We start from the raw sequence: 15,001 nt of genomic DNA on the forward strand, positions 1-15,001 counted from the left end.
ATCCGGGCATTTCAGGTCATTTTCGATGCAAGATCATACGCCGCCCGCCTCCCTCGAAAACACTATCGCACTGCAAAAATACGGTGTCGGACAGCCTGTTCGACGAAAGGAGGACGACACCCTGGTGCGCGGCAAGGGCAAATACACCGATGATTTCTCCCTGCCCGACCAGGCCATCTGCTGGATGGTCCGCTCCTCCCATGCCCACGGGATCATCAAGGGGATCGATACGGAAGCCGCCAAGGCGATGCCGGGCGTGCTCGGCGTCTGGACCGGCGCGGACCTTGCGGCCGCGGGCTACAACCCCTTCACATGCGGCCTGCCGCTGAAGAACCGCGACGGCTCGCCGCTCAAGCAGACCAACCGCCCCGCGCTCGTGACCGACAAGGTGCGCTTCGTCGGCGATCCCGTGGCTTTCGTGGTGGCAGAGACCGCGGCGCAGGCCCGCGATGCGGCCGAAGCCGTCGAGGTCGATATCGAACCGCTGCCGGCGGTGACGGATGCGGCCGAAGCGACCAAGCCAGGCGCGCCGCAGCTCTATGACGGCATCCCGAACAATGTCGCGCTCGACTATCACTATGGCGACACCGCCAAGATCGAGGCGGCGTTCGCCGCCGCCGCGCATGTGACGAAGCTCGACATCGTCAACACCCGCGTCGCCGTGGTCTCGATGGAGCCGCGCGTCGCGCTCGCGCATTACGACAACAAGACCGAACGCTTCACGCTGCAGGTGCCGACCCAGGGCGTCTCCGGCAACAAGGCGATCCTGGCGCGCCTGCTCAACGTGCCCGCCGACAAGGTCCGCATCCTCACCGGCAATGTCGGCGGCTCGTTCGGGATGAAGAACCTCAATTATCCCGAGTACACTTGCATCGCGCATGCGGCGCGCGAGCTCGGCCGCCCGGTGAAGTGGCTCGACGAGCGGTCGACCAGCTTCCTGTCCGACAGCCAGGGTCGCGCGCAGCTGATCCATGCCGAGCTGGCGCTCGACGCCGACGGCAAGTTCCTCGCAGTGCGGTTGTCCGGCTTCGGCAATCTCGGGGCCTACATCACCGGCGTCGCGCCAGGCCCGCTGTCGCTCAACACCGGCAAGAACCTCGCGAGCGTCTACCGCACGCCGCTGCTCGGCGTCGACATCAAGACGGTCGTGACCAACACCACGCTGATGGGCGCCTATCGCGGCGCTGGCCGGCCCGAGGCCAATTACTACATGGAGCGGCTGATCGACGCCGCAGCCGACGAGATGGGCATCAACCGCTTCACGCTGCGCAAGCGCAACTTCATCAAGCCGTCGCAGCTGCCGTTCCCGGCGGCCTCCGGCGTCACCTATGACAGCGGCGATTTCGCCGGCGTGTTTCAGAAGGCGCTCGAAATCTCCGACTACGAGAACTTCGCCAAGCGCAAGAAGGAGAGCAGGAAGAGCGGCAAGCTGCGCGGCATCGCCGTCGGCTCCTATCTCGAGGTCACCGCGCCGCCGAGCGGCGAGCTCGGCAAGATCACCTTCGAGCCCGACGGCTCGGTGAAGCTCACCACCGGCACGCTCGACTACGGCCAGGGCCACGCCACGCCGTTCGCGCAGGTGCTGTCCGAGCAACTCGGCGTGCCCTTCGAGAACATCACGCTCGAACAGGGCGACAGCGATTTGGTGCGGTTCGGCAACGGCACCGGCGGCTCGCGCTCGATTACCGCGACCGGACAGGCGATCGTCGAAGCTTCGGCGCTGGTGGTCGAGAAGGGCAAGAAGGCCGCCGCGCACATGCTGGAGGCCTCCGAGGCCGACATCGAATTCGGCCAGGGCCGCTTCACCATCGCCGGCACCGACCGCTCGATCGGCATCATGGAGCTCGCCGAGCGGATGCGCGACAGCAAGATGCCCGAGGGCACGCCTGAGACGCTCGACGTCGATCACGCCACCAAGGAGACGGCGTCGACCTTCCCGAACGGCTGTCACGTCGCGGAGGTCGAGATCGATCCCGACACCGGGGTGACGCGGATCGTGCGCTACTCGGCGGTCAACGATTTCGGCACCGTGGTCAACCCGATGATCGTCGCCGGCCAGCTGCACGGCGGCGTGGCGCAAGGCATCGGCCAGGCGCTGATGGAGGAAGTCAGCTACGACGGCTCGGGCCAGCCGATCACCGGCTCGTTCATGGACTACGCGCTGCCGCGTGCCGGCGACGTGCCGTCGATGCTGGTCGGCGATCACCCCTCGCCGGCGAAATCCAACCCGCTCGGCACCAAGGGCTGCGGCGAAGCCGGCTGCGCCGGCAGCCTCGTCTGCATCGTCAATGCCGTGGTGGATGCACTGTCGGAGTACGGCATCAAGCACATCAACATGCCGCTGACGCCCGAACGCGTCTGGCGCGCGATCCAGGATGCCAAGGCGAAGGCGGCGGCTTGAAGCAGGCGCCGTCGCCGCCAACACCGCTGTCATCGCCCGCGAAGGCGGCCGATCCAGTATCCCAGAGACGATTGTGCTTGAGCCGAAAGGCCCCGGCGTACTGGATCCCCCGCATGCGCGGGGGATGACAGTTGTGGGCGATGCGAGAGCTCACCCCACCTCACATTCGTCATGCCCGGGCTTGACCCGGGCATCCATCGACTTGAAACGACTCTTGCGAAGACGATGGATTGCCGGGTCAAGCCCGGCAATGACGGCCTTCTCTACGCCGCGGCCTGCTCGCGCGGCTGGGTGATCGCGATGTGCCAGCAATGCGCGAGCGGCACGCCGTTGCCGAGCACCAGCGCGTCGAGCTCGACGAAGCGGTGGCCCTTCTTGTCGTAGTTGCCGGTCACCTTGGCGCGCGCGGTCAGCTCGTCGCCGATCTTGCCCGCCGATAGCAGCTGCATGCGGGTGCCGACATGGATCCAGGGCCCGAGGATCGCATTGTCGACCAGGACCTTGTTCATCACCCGCGGCAGCAGGCCGGGATGGCCGAGACCTTCGCGCAAGTAAATCGGGTCGGTCTCGCGGATATCGGCGAGATATTCCTTCGCGGCGTCGCCGGACCAGTCGCGCGGAATGGTGCCGAGCCACTTGCCCTCTTCATAGGACGACGCGCTGACCGGCTTGCGCTCGGCGACGGCGGCAACCTGCGTGTAGTCGTCGAGCACAAATTTCGGCACTGAAGCCGGCAGCGACGCGGTGCCGGTGGCGCAGAGTTCGCCGCGGCTGGTCAGCTCTATCGACAGTCCATTGCCGGTTTCCCGGCCGGTCAATTCGGCGATCTCGCCGTCATAGACCGGCTTCACGAAACGCGCCTCGATCAGGCCGCGTTCCAGGAAATCGCGGCCCCACTTTTCGACCGGCAGGTGCATCATGTAGGCCATCACATCGACGCCGGGGACGAGTCCGCCGGAAAAGCCGAACTTCCGCGCCACCGTGTCGTCGTGGATCTTGTTCTCGGACAGTTTCGAGGTGTTGTACGCCGAGACGCGGTAGGCCTGCGATCCGGTCTGCGAGTTCATGGGGTTTTCCCTTATTTCCGTTGCTTTTCTGGCGACAATGGTAGTCGAACAAAGAGGCATGGCAAGCCTCTCGTTTTGCTCGCAATTTTCCGCACCATGGAGTACACGCAGGCCGCGCCTGCCAACCAATGAATCGATGACTGAAACCCCTGCCCAAACCCGCATCTATGTCGACGCCGACGCCTGCCCGGTGAAGGACGAAATCTACCGCGTCGCAATCCGGCTCGGCGTGCCCGTCAGCGTGGTCGCGGGCAATTTCATCCGCGTGCCGCAGGATCCGCTGATCGAGCGCATCGCTGCCGGTTCCGGCATGGATGCCGCCGATGACTGGATCGCGGAACGCGCGCATGAGGGCGACGTCGTGATCACAGCGGACATTCCGCTGGCGAGCCGCTGCGTCAAGGCCGGCGCCGACGTGATCGCGCCGAACGGCAAGCCGTTCACCGAACAATCGATCGGCATGGCGCTCGCGGTGCGCAATCTCATGACCGATCTGCGTTCGTCGGGTGAGATCACCGGCGGGCCGAAATCCTACTCGCCGCGCGACCGCTCGAATTTCCTGGCGATGCTCGACCAGACCATCCGCCGCATCCAGCGCCGCCGCGCCGAGCAGGCGCCGGCAAACGGGAATTAGCGCGATGGCCCCACCGCTCATCCAGCTCAAGGACATCCGCCTGACGTTTGGCGGCACGCCGCTACTGTCAGGCGTCGAGCTGTCGGTCTCCGCGGGCGAGCGCGTCTGCCTGATCGGCCGCAACGGCTCCGGCAAATCGACCTTGCTGCGGATCGCGGCCGGCCTGGTCGAGCCTGATGCGGGCAGCCGTTTCGTGCAGCCCGGCGCCACCATCCGCTATCTGCCGCAGGAGCCGGATTTCGGCGACCACAAGACGACGCTGGCCTATGTCGAGGCGGGCCTTGGTCCCGGCGACGACCACTACCAGGCGCGCTATCTGCTCGAACAGCTCGGCCTCACCGGCGAGGAAGATCCGGCGCACGTCTCCGGCGGCGAGGCGCGCCGCGCGGCGCTGGCACGGGTGCTGGCGCCCTCGCCCGACATCCTGCTGCTGGACGAGCCGACCAACCATCTCGATTTGCCGACCATCGAATGGCTCGAAGGCGAGTTGGAGAGCCGGCGCTGCGCACTGGTCCTGATCAGCCACGACCGCCGCTTCCTCACCAATTTGTCGCGCACCACCGCCTGGCTCGACCGCGGCCAGATCCGGCAGATCGAGCGCGGCTTTGGCGCTTTCGAGGCGTGGCGCGACGAGGTGCTGGCGGAGGAAGAACGCGAGCAGCACAAGCTCGACCGCAAGATCGTCAACGAGGAGCACTGGCTGCGCTACGGCGTCTCCGGCCGTCGCAAGCGCAACGTCAAGCGACTCGGCAATCTGTTTGCGCTGCGCGACCAGCGCCGCGACTATCGCGGCGCCACCGGCAATGCCACGCTCGCCGCCGCCGAGGCCGAGAAATCCGGCCGCCTCGTGATCGAGGCCAAGACCATCACCAAGGCCTATGGCGAGCGCACGATCGTCGATACCTTCTCGACCCGGATCCAGCGCGGCGACCGCGTCGGCATCGTCGGCCCGAACGGCGCCGGCAAGACCACGCTGGTGCATCTTCTGATCGGCAACGATCCGCCCGACTCCGGCTCGGTGCGGCTCGGGGCCAATATCGAGATGGCGACCCTCGACCAGCATCGCGAGAGCCTCGATCCGAAGCTGACCCTGGCCGAGGCGCTCACCGGTGGCCGCGGCGATCACGTCATGGTCGGCGACAAGTCGAAGCACGTCATCGGCTACATGAAGGATTTCCTGTTCGCGCAGGAACAGCGCGGCACGCCGCTCGAGGCGCTCTCCGGCGGCGAGCGCGGCCGCCTGATGCTGGCGCGCGCGCTGGCCAAGCCGTCGAACCTTTTGATCCTGGACGAGCCGACCAACGACCTCGATCTCGAAACCCTCGACGTGCTCGAGGACATGCTCGGCGACTACGACGGCACCGTGATCCTGATCAGCCACGACCGCGACTTCCTCGACCGCGTGGTGACCTCGGTGATCGTGCCCGAAGGCCAGGGCCGCTGGATCGAATATGCCGGCGGCTACTCAGACATGCTCGCGCAGCGCGGCGCCGACGTGAAACGCGAAACGGTGAAGGCGGACGCCGCGATCGAGGAGAAGAAGGAAGCCAGGGCCGCGGCACCCGAAGCGGCACCCCGGCGCCGGCTGAGCTTCAACGAGAAGCACGCGCTGGAGACATTGCCGAAGACGATCGACGGACTGCACGCCGAGATCGCAAAGCAGCAGAAGCTGCTCGATGATCCCGACCTCTATGCCAAGGATCGCAAGAAATTCGACGCCGCCTCGGCCGCGATCGCCAAGGCGCAGGACGAGCTCGCCACCGCCGAAGACCGCTGGCTCGAGCTCGAAGTGCTCCGCGAAGAGATCGAGCAGGCATGATGCGTATGAAGAATTGTCGTCATTGCGAGGAGCGGAGCGACGAAGCAATCCATGCATCCGCAGATGCGGACAGATGGATTGCTTCGCTTCGCTCGCAATGACGGAAATGCTGAACCGGAGTTGACCCGATGACCACGCCCCTCGCCGCCAAGATCGCCAAGGAATACGGCACGCCCTGCGCCGTGATCGACATGGACCGGGTCGAGCGCAACATCGCGCGCATCCAGAAGGCCTGCGACGAGGCCGGCGTCGCCAACCGGCCGCACATCAAGACGCACAAGAACCCGATGCTGGCGCAGCTGCAGATCAAGGCCGGCGCCAAGGGCATCACCTGCCAGAAGCTCGGCGAGGCCGAGATCATGGCCGATAGCGGCATCGACGACATCCTGATCAGCTACAATCTGCTCGGCGACGAGAAGATGGCGCGGCTCGGCGCGCTGCAGGGCAAGGCCAACGTCACCGTCGCCGCGGATAATTCCGTCGTGATCGGCGAGCTGCCGAAGGCAGCAGCAGCCTCCGGCCGGCCGCTCTCGGTCGTGGTCGAATGCGACACCGGGCGCAAGCGCGCCGGCGTCGAGACGCCCGCCGAGGCGATCGCGCTGGCGCGCGAGATTGCCGGCTCGAAGGGCCTGAGCTTCGCCGGCTTCATGCTGTACCCGACCGAGACCGGTTGGGCGGATGCGCAGAAGTTCTACGACGAGGCGCTCGCCGGCGTGCGCGCCCACGGCCTCGATGCGACTATCGTCTCCACCGGCGGCACGCCGAACCTCGTCAATCTCGGCAAACTGAAGGGCGGCACCGAGCACCGCTTCGGCACCTATATCTACAACGACCGCATGCAGGTCGCGGCCGGCGTCGCCAGCTGGGATGACTGCGCGCTGCACATCTATTCCACCGTGGTCAGCCGGGCCGGCCCCGAGCGCGGCATCCTTGACGCCGGCTCCAAGACGCTGACCTCCGACACCGGCGGCCTCGAAGGCCACGGCCTGATCCTCGAACATCCCGAGGCCAAGATCGCACGCTTTGCCGAGGAGCACGGCTTCCTCGACCTCTCGCGCAGCAACACGCGGCCCAATGTCGGCGACGTCGTGCGGATCGTGCCCAATCACGTCTGCGTCGTCGTCAACATGATGGACGAGGTCGTGATGGTGCGCGGCGACGAGATCATCGGCGCGTTGCCGGTGACGGCGCGCGGCAAGCTGCGCTGAGTGGGCGCCCGCGCATCCTTCGAGGCTCGCTTCGCTCGCACCTCCAGCGACAAAGGCGAAGCCTTTGCGCGGGGATGACGCTCTCTTTACGCGAGATTACTCTCTCGGAGCCGTCACCCTGAGGTGCCGGAGCGCAGCGGAGGCCTCGAAGGGCGGCGGCGGGCATCGAGCCCGTAGGATGGGTAGAGCGCAGCGAAACCCATCATGCTTCCGCGCGGATCGAAGTCGATGGGTTTCGCTGCGCTCTACCCATCCTACGAATCTACCCGCGGATCAGCGCCTGCAGCTCGCGGTCGAGCGCATCGCGAAACACCTCGATCGGCCGTGCCAGGCGGCCGGCCGGCGGGCGATGCACGATCCAGGCGCGCACCGCCGGATTGAAATCTGCGATCTTCACGGTCTTGAGCCGGTTGCGGATCGGGCTTCGTTTCAACGCCACCGGCGTGACTAGGCCGATGCCGAGCCCGCGCGCCACCAGCGACAGGCGTAATTCGCTGTCGAGCGCCTCGACCGCGATGGTGAACGGCAGATGCGCCGCATCGAAATGGCGCTTCAGCGTCTGGCGGAAGCCGCAGCCGTCCTGGTTGATCACCCACCCGGTCCGCGACAGCCATTCGAGGTCGACGAATTTCGGCGTCTTCATCTCGCGCGCGACGACGAACACCACCGGCTGCGCACCGAGATCGGAGGCCGCGAGATCGTCGGGCGGCGCGGTGCCGTCCGGCAGGCAGATCGCCGCGGCGTCGAGCTCGTTGCGGCTCACCCGCTCCATGTGGTTGGGCGACCAGCCCGAGACGACGCGCACCGCAAGCGCAGGGAATTCGCCGCGCACCGCATCGAGCGGACCGGTCAGCCCCGCCTCCGACAGGAACGGCGTCAGGCCGAGCCTGAACTCGCCGCGCACCACGCCGTCATTGGCGACGCCTGACTTGAGGTCGTCGAGCATGCGCAGCACGCGGCGGCCCTGCTCATAGGCCTCATATCCCGCTGCAGTCGGCTTCAGCGGCTTCGACAGCCGGTCGAGCAGCTGCGCACCCAGCATCTCCTCGAGATTCTGGATCCGCCGCGTCACGCCGGGCTGGGTCAGGTTCAGCCGCGCTGAGGCCGCGACGATCGATCCGGTCTCGACCACGGCGACGAACGCCACAAGGTCGTGGGTGTTCATAACAAACTCGCATATTCTTCATCAACTTATTTGAATTGTAGCATATTACGCCGATCCCCTAAAGGGGTCTCGCCACTCCATCGCGAGGTCCCATGACGATTTCCGAAGCCACCAAGCTCTCCCCGGCGCGCACTGTCTCGGTGCGTCCCCTGATCTGGATCGGCGCCATCACGACCGGCACCGTCGTCACCAATCTGTTTGCGCCGCAGATCCTGGTTGGCCTGATGAGCCGATCGCTCGACATGACCGCGCTGCAGGCCGGCCTGATCTCGACGCTGACCCTGCTCGGCTACGCGCTCGGGCTGTTGCTGCTGGTGCCGCTGGTCGACCTCGTCGAGAACAAGCGCCTGATCCTGCGCACGCTGGCCTGCGCCATCGTGGCCGCGATCGGCACCGCGATGGCGCCGACGCCGCTGATTTTGTTGGCCGCCACCTTCATCCTCGGCGCGTCCTGCGCGGCGATCCAGATGGTGGTGCCGCTGGTCGCCTCGATGGTGCCGCCGGAGCGCCGCGGACAGGCGATCGGCGATGTCATGAGCGGCTTGATGATCGGCATCCTGCTGTCGCGGCCGATGGCGAGCCTGATCGCGGACAGCTGGAACTGGCGCGGCTACTATCTCACCTCGGCGGTGCTGATGACGGTGCTCGCCGCCGCGCTGGCGCGCTATCTGCCGACATTGCAGCCTGCGGCGAAGATCAGCTACGGCGCGCTGCTGCGCTCATTCCCCAAATTGCTGCGCGAGGAACCGGTGCTGCGCGTGCGCGCCTGGACCGCGGCGCTGGTGATGGCATCGTTCACCGCATTCTGGGCCGCCGTCGCGCTGCGGCTGCCGGATGCGCCGTTCAAGCTCGACGCCAAGGGGATCGCGCTGATCGGCGTCGCCGGGGCGGCGGCGACCCCGATCGCCGGGCGCTGGGGCGACCGAGGTTTCGCGCGGCCGTTGCTGATCGTCTCGCACCTTCTCATCGTCGGCGCGCTCGCGCTGTGCGCCTGGGCCGGCATGACCGAGTCGCGGATTGCCGCCCTGTCGCTGCTTGGCGTCGGCGCCGTGCTGCTCGATTTCGGTATCACCACCGACCAGACGCTCGGCCGCCGCGCCGTCAATTTGTTGCAGCCGGAAGCGCGCGGCCGGATCAACGGCCTGTTCGTGGCGCTGTTCTTCATCGGCGGCGCAGTCGGTGCAGCGACGGCGTCCGCGGCGTGGAGCTTTGGCGGCTGGACGGCGGTCTGCGCGGTGGCTGCGACGTTCGGTGTGCTTGGGTTCATCACCGATATCGCGACGGAGACGGGATCGGAATGAGTTGTCCGGTCCTGATGTGTGGAACGCCCGCGCATCCTTCGAGGCTCGCTCCGCGAGCACCTCAGGATGACGCTCTCTCGAGGACAGGAGCTCTCTCGAAGCCCTCACCCTGAGGTGCCGTAGCGCAGCGGAGGCCTCGAAGGGCGGCGGCGGGCTACGCGATGCCGACGTGACGCAACGCGCTCTTCCCCGCAGCGGCTCCGGTCGCGAATGACGCCTGCAACAGATAGCCGCCGGTCGGCGCTTCCCAGTCGAGCATCTCTCCGGCGGCGAAGACACCGGGCAATTTGCGCAGCATGAAATGCGCGTCCAGCTCGCTGAAGGCGATCCCGCCCGCGGTCGAGATCGCGCGCGCGATCGGCGCCACGCCCGATATCTCGATCGGCACCGCATTGATCAACCGGGCCAGTTCGGCCGGCGGCAGCGTGGCCAGCGATCGGCCGGAGGCGGCGGCTGCCTCCTGCAACAGCCCGATGCCGACCGGCGAGAGCTGCGCCGCCTTGCGCAGGAAGTTGGAGAACGACTGCTTGCCCTTCGGCGCCGACAGCCGCGCGATCAGTTCGTCGCGCGCAGCGTCAGGCCGCAGCGCCACGCTGAGCGTCGCCGTTCCCTTGGCGAGCACCGCCTCGCGCAATTCCGCCGACAGCGCGTAGATCGCGCCGCCCTCGATGCCGGTGCGGGTGACGATCGCCTCACCGCGCACGGTGTGCGGCCCGATCGTGAGGGCGACGCCCTTGAGCGGCTGGCCCTCAAACCGGTCACGAAAGATATTCGACCACGCGACCGTGAAGCCTGAATTGGCCGGTTTCATCGGCGCCACGGCAATCCCCTTCGCCGTGAGGATCTCGGCCCAGGCGCCATCCGAGCCGAGCCGCGGCCAGCTCGCGCCGCCGAGCGCGAGCACGGCTGCGTCAGCGTTGACCGCGCGCGGGCCGTCCGGCGTCTCAAACAGCAATCCGCCGTGCGCGTCCCAACCAATCCAGCGATGCCGGAATGCGAACGCAACGCCTGCGGCATCGAGCCGCCGCAGCCAGGCACGCAGCAGCGGCGATGCCTTGAACGCTTTTGGAAACACGCGGCCGCTGGTGCCGACGAAGGTCGGCTGTCCCAGCGCCTCGCTCCAGGCGCGCAAGCTGTCGGGCGGAAACGCCTCGACCGCGGCCTTCAGGTGCGGCATCGCCTCGCGATAGCGCCCGAGGAAATCCGGCAGCGGCTCGCTGTGGGTGAGATTGAGCCCGCCGCGCCCGGCCATCAGGAACTTGCGGCCGGCCGACGGCATCGCGTCATAGACGGTGACCTGTGCGCCACCCGCCGCAAGGGTTTCCGCCGCCATCAGGCCGGCGGGACCGGCTCCGATGACGGCGACGGTATGCTGGCTTGCAGACATGAGCCGAGCCTGTCTCGAGCCAAAGGAAGGTGTCATTCCGGGATGCGCCGTAAGGCGCAGGCCCGGAATCCATACTCACGATGGTGGTTATGGATTCCGGGCTCGTCGCTGCGCAACGCCCCGGAATGACGGCTTACAGCTTGATCCCGGCCCGCGCGGCGGCCTGGGCGACATATTTCTGCGTCTGCTCGAACGCGCCCTGCAGCGCCTTCGCGGTCGACATGTCGCTGATCGCGTTGAAGTGCGCGGCAACGCCGTCGGGCGTCCATTCGGATTGCGGCAAGTTGACGCCTTCGGTCTCCAGGACGCGGATCACCGCGAACGAGCCGGCACCGGCGCCCATGATGGTGCGGGTCGGCGCGTCCTCCGAGAGCAGAAACTCCACCGCCGGCGTGATCGCTTCCGGCTTCATCAGCTGCAGCGCCTGCGGCGGCAGCAGTTCCTCGGTCATCCGGGTTGCCGCCGTCGGCGAGACGGTGTTGACCTTGATGTTGTTCTTGCGGCCCTCTTCGGCGAGCACGTTCATCAGGCCGACCATGCCGGCCTTGGCTGCGCCGTAATTGGCCTGGCCGAAATTGCCGAACAGGCCGGACGACGAGGTCGTCAGCACGATGCGGCCGTAGTTGCGCTCACGCATGCCGGCCCACACCGCCTTGCAGCAATAGAAGGTGCCGGTGAGATGCACGTCGAGCACCTTGGCCCAGTCGGCGACCTCGAGCTTGGTGAACGACTTGTCGCGCAGGATGCCGGCATTGGCGCAGAGCAGATCGACGCTGCCCCACTCCTTGGTGGCGCGCTCGACCATCGCGGTGACCTGCTCGAAGTTCGAGACGTCGGCGCCGTCGGCCATCGCGGTGCCGCCGGCCTTGCGGATCTCCTCGACCACGGTCTCGGCCGGCGACAGCGAACCGCCGGTGCCGTCGCGCGCACCGCCGAAATCATTGACCACGACCTTGGCGCCACGGCTGGCGAGCCCCAGCGCATGCGCTCGCCCAAGACCATTGCCCGCGCCGGTGACGATAGCGACGCGTCCGTCGAACCTGATTGCCATGCCGTAATTCCTGCTCTGACTTCCCTTCTCCCCTTGTGGGAGAAGGTGGCGCGAAGCGCCGGATGAGGGGTTCTCTCCACGGATGAGCGCGCGGAGAGAAACCCCTCACCCGGCTCCATCTCGCTCCGCTCGATCGCGCCCCCCTCTCCCACAAGGGGAGAGGGTGAGTGCCCGAGCGGCATGAAAAGGTTGGAGACTTTTGAGCAGCGATGGATGGCCGGGTCAAGCCCGGCCGAGACCCCAGGTGGCCACCCGGCGCGCTATACGGAAGGGGTCATCGATCCGCAGGGTTTCAGGCTTTTGAGCAGGTGCCCGCTCCAGCACTCGTGATGCTCCTGAGCGTAGCTCAGCGAGCCAATCACAATCAAACCGACTACGACAAGTCCGGCGACGATGTTCTGCACCATGGCTGCCACTCCCGGGACCGCACCGCCTCAACGGGGGCATGATGGACACCAGGGATCAAAGCCGTCAATGCGCTATGTGGATCAACGGTGCAACGCACCACCTGTGAAGGCGGGTCGAGGCCGGCTCACTCCACCTCTCCCGCTTGCGGGAAAAGTGGAGCTACTCAACCATCTGCTAGAGCCTCTCCCGTTCCGATTGAATCGGAACGGAGGCTCTAGATTGTTGTTCGGAGCGTTTTCTTCACGCGAACCGGTGTCCACTTCGCTGGAAAACGCTCTAGCTGAAATAGATCAGGCCGAGCCAGTCGGCGACCAGCGCCGGCTTCTCCTCGCCCTCGATCTCGACCGTGACATTGGTGCGCGACAGCAGTTCCTTCGGCTTGCGCAGCGTGGCTTCGGCCAGCACGAAGCGGCCGCGAACGCGCCTGCCCGAGCGCACCGGCGAGATGAAGCGCAGCTTGTCGAAGCCGTAATTGACGCCCATCGCGGTGCCCTCAAGCACCGGCATCACCTCGTAGGACATGATCGACAGCAGCGACATCGTGAGGAAGCCATGGGCGATCGTGGTGCCGAACGCGGTCTCCTCCTTCGCGCGCTCGGGATCGACGTGGATGAACTGATGATCCTCGATCACGTCGGCATAGGTGTCGATGCGGCCCTGATCCAGCAGGTGCCATGAGGACACGCCGATCTCCTTGCCGACCATGCCCTGGTAGGTTTCCAGCGTCACCGGCGGCTTCTTCCAGACTTCGTTCATTGGCTAACCTCTGCTAACCGGAGGTCCGCACCTTCTGCAGCTCCGGAAATTCTTCCTCGCGGAACTCGGCTCCGCGCAACGCATCGCTTCTGACATCATCATGTTCCAGCCGGCGCAACTGCACGCGACGGATCTTTCCAGAAATCGTCTTTGGCAGTTCGGTGACCAGCTCGATCTTGCGGATGCGTTTAAACGGTGCGAGCCGCGTGTGCAAATGCTTGAAGATCGACAGTGCCGTCTCCGGGGTGCGCTCGACGCCTGATACCAGCAATATATAGGCCTTCGGGACCGCGAGCCGGATCGGGTCCGGGCTCGGCACCACGGCGGCTTCCGCCACCGCATCGTGCTCCAGCAGCACGCTCTCCAATTCGAACGGCGAGATGCGGTAGTCGGAGGACTTGAACACGTCGTCGGTGCGGCCGACGAAGGTCAGATAGCCCTCGTCATCGGTGAACACGACGTCGCCGCTGCGATAGATCTCGCCATCGGTGCCGATCAGCCTGCCGTCATCGCCCTGATAGCCCTGCATCAGGCCCGCCGGCCGGTTGGCGCCGAGCAGCAGCGTCACCTCGCCCTCCTTCGCGGCATGGCCGTCATTGTCGGTGACCTGAACGCGATAGCCAGGCAGCGGCCGGCCCATCGAGCCGACCTTCACCTTCTGCCCCGGCGAGTTGCCGGCCAGCGCGGTGGTCTCGGTCTGGCCGTAGCCGTCGCGGATGGTCAGGCCCCAGGCCGATTTGACCTGGTCGATGATCTCAGGGTTGAGCGGCTCGCCGGCGCCGCACACTTCCCGCAGGCTCACTTTGAAGTCCGACAGTTGCTCCTGAATGAACATCCGCCACACTGTCGGCGGCGCGCAGAGCGTGGTGACGCCGCAGCGGCCGATGATCGAGAGCAGTCCCTTCGCCTCGAAGCGCGGCTGGTTGGCGATGAAGATCGTCGCGCCGGCATTCCATGGCGCGAAGAAGCAGCTCCAGGCGTGCTTGGCCCAGCCGGGCGAGGAAATGTTGAGATGGATGTCGCCGGGCTGCAGGCCGATCCAGTACATGGTCGAGAGATGGCCGACCGGATAGCTGCGCTGGCTGTGCCGTACCAGCTTCGGCTTTGCCGTGGTGCCCGAGGTGAAATACAGCAGCATCGGATCGTCGGCCTGGGTCGGGCCATCAGGCGCGAAGGCATCCGACGCCTTGGCGGCATCCTCGAACGGCAGCCAGCCCTCGTGGGCCTGCGTCGCGCCGGCCACGATGCGCACCAGCTTTTCGCCGCCGAGGCCCGCGAACTTCGCGACCTGATCCTGCGTCGCAACCACTGCCTTCGCCTTGCCGCGATCGAGCCGGTCGCGCAATTCATCCGTGGTTAACAGCGTGGTCGCGGGGATCACGACCACGCCGAGCTTCATCGCCGCCAGCATGGTCTCCCACAGCGGCACCACATTGCCGAGCAGCAGCAACAGATGATCGCCGCGCTTCAGCCCCTGCGCGCGCAGGAAGTTCGCCACCTGGTTGGAGCGACGCGACAGCTCGGCGAACGACAGCTTGGTCTCGTTGCCGCTGGCGGCATCGACGATCCACAGCGCCGGCCGGTCGCGGCTGTCGGCATTGTGCGCGAGCTCAGCGTCGAACCAGTCCAGCGCCCAGTTGAACGGCACCGGATCCGGCCAGCGAAATCCCTTCACCGCCGTGTCGTAGTCGGTGCGGTGCTCGAGCAGAAAGGCGCGTGCGTCCTGAAATGTGGTCATCTTCTTCCGAGCCCGTTGATTGGCAACCAGCGTCACCGTCAAGCGTAGCCCGGATGGAGCGAAGCG

12 protein-coding genes are annotated in these 15,001 nt (G+C 66.4%); 5 read left to right on the plus strand and 7 right to left on the minus strand.

The genetic code is table 11. The features are described 5' to 3' along the window. Window positions 1–25: 25 nt before the first annotated feature. Window positions 26–2,401, plus strand: coding sequence for a xanthine dehydrogenase family protein molybdopterin-binding subunit (locus tag AAFG07_RS24905; protein ID WP_342722502.1), 2,376 nt, complete (start codon window positions 26–28; stop codon window positions 2,399–2,401). Window positions 2,402–2,664: 263 nt separating this feature from the next. Here AAFG07_RS24905 and AAFG07_RS24910 read toward each other — a convergent pair whose 3' ends face one another. Further along, window positions 2,665–3,468, minus strand: coding sequence for a hypothetical protein (locus AAFG07_RS24910; protein ID WP_342722503.1), 804 nt, complete (start codon window positions 3,466–3,468; stop codon window positions 2,665–2,667). Window positions 3,469–3,604: 136 nt separating this feature from the next. On the opposite strand from AAFG07_RS24910, the gene AAFG07_RS24915 reads away from it, so the two are divergent. The 3 genes from AAFG07_RS24915 (at window position 3,605) to AAFG07_RS24925 (ending at window position 7,129) form a co-directional block, all read left to right on the plus strand. Further along, window positions 3,605–4,102: a YaiI/YqxD family protein gene (locus AAFG07_RS24915; protein WP_342722504.1), complete on the plus strand. Its 498-nt coding sequence runs from the start codon at window positions 3,605–3,607 to the stop codon at window positions 4,100–4,102. Window positions 4,103–4,106: 4 nt separating this feature from the next. Beyond that, window positions 4,107–5,921: an ABC-F family ATP-binding cassette domain-containing protein gene (locus AAFG07_RS24920; RefSeq protein WP_342722505.1), complete on the plus strand. Its 1,815-nt coding sequence runs from the start codon at window positions 4,107–4,109 to the stop codon at window positions 5,919–5,921. A 128-nt stretch (window positions 5,922–6,049) separates the two neighbouring features. Beyond that, window positions 6,050–7,129, plus strand: a complete 1,080-nt coding sequence (locus AAFG07_RS24925) for a D-TA family PLP-dependent enzyme (protein WP_342722506.1) — start codon at window positions 6,050–6,052, stop codon at window positions 7,127–7,129. Between the two features lie 262 nt (window positions 7,130–7,391). Here the strand turns inward: AAFG07_RS24925 and AAFG07_RS24930 are convergent, their stop codons facing one another. Next, window positions 7,392–8,294, minus strand: coding sequence for a LysR family transcriptional regulator (locus tag AAFG07_RS24930; protein WP_342722507.1), 903 nt, complete (start codon window positions 8,292–8,294; stop codon window positions 7,392–7,394). A gap of 92 nt (window positions 8,295–8,386) precedes the next feature. Between AAFG07_RS24930 and AAFG07_RS24935 the strand changes: the two genes are divergently transcribed. Beyond that, window positions 8,387–9,595 carry an MFS transporter gene (locus tag AAFG07_RS24935; protein ID WP_342722508.1) on the plus strand — a complete coding sequence of 403 codons (1,209 nt, stop codon included), beginning with the start codon at window positions 8,387–8,389 and terminating at the stop codon, window positions 9,593–9,595. 154 nt (window positions 9,596–9,749) lie between these two features. Here the strand turns inward: AAFG07_RS24935 and AAFG07_RS24940 are convergent, their stop codons facing one another. From AAFG07_RS24940 to AAFG07_RS24960, 5 genes are all read right to left on the minus strand, one after another. Next, on the minus strand, window positions 9,750–10,982 hold the full coding sequence (locus AAFG07_RS24940; RefSeq protein WP_342722509.1) for a TIGR03862 family flavoprotein: 1,233 nt from the start codon (window positions 10,980–10,982) through the stop codon (window positions 9,750–9,752). A gap of 133 nt (window positions 10,983–11,115) precedes the next feature. Next, a complete protein-coding gene (locus tag AAFG07_RS24945) occupies window positions 11,116–12,033 on the minus strand; it encodes an SDR family NAD(P)-dependent oxidoreductase (RefSeq protein ID WP_223972940.1) in 918 nt (305 codons plus the stop codon). A 260-nt stretch (window positions 12,034–12,293) separates the two neighbouring features. Then, complete coding sequence (locus AAFG07_RS24950) at window positions 12,294–12,440, minus strand: hypothetical protein (RefSeq protein ID WP_171947537.1); 147 nt, start codon at window positions 12,438–12,440, stop codon at window positions 12,294–12,296. A gap of 277 nt (window positions 12,441–12,717) precedes the next feature. Further along, window positions 12,718–13,197: a MaoC family dehydratase gene (locus AAFG07_RS24955; RefSeq protein WP_342722510.1), complete on the minus strand. Its 480-nt coding sequence runs from the start codon at window positions 13,195–13,197 to the stop codon at window positions 12,718–12,720. A 13-nt stretch (window positions 13,198–13,210) separates the two neighbouring features. Further along, complete coding sequence (locus tag AAFG07_RS24960; protein WP_342722511.1) at window positions 13,211–14,935, minus strand: AMP-binding protein; 1,725 nt, start codon at window positions 14,933–14,935, stop codon at window positions 13,211–13,213. Between the last annotated feature and the right edge of the window lie 66 nt (window positions 14,936–15,001).

It is taken from the genome of Bradyrhizobium sp. B097, from assembly GCF_038957035.1.
Lineage (GTDB): Bacteria > Pseudomonadota > Alphaproteobacteria > Rhizobiales > Xanthobacteraceae > Bradyrhizobium.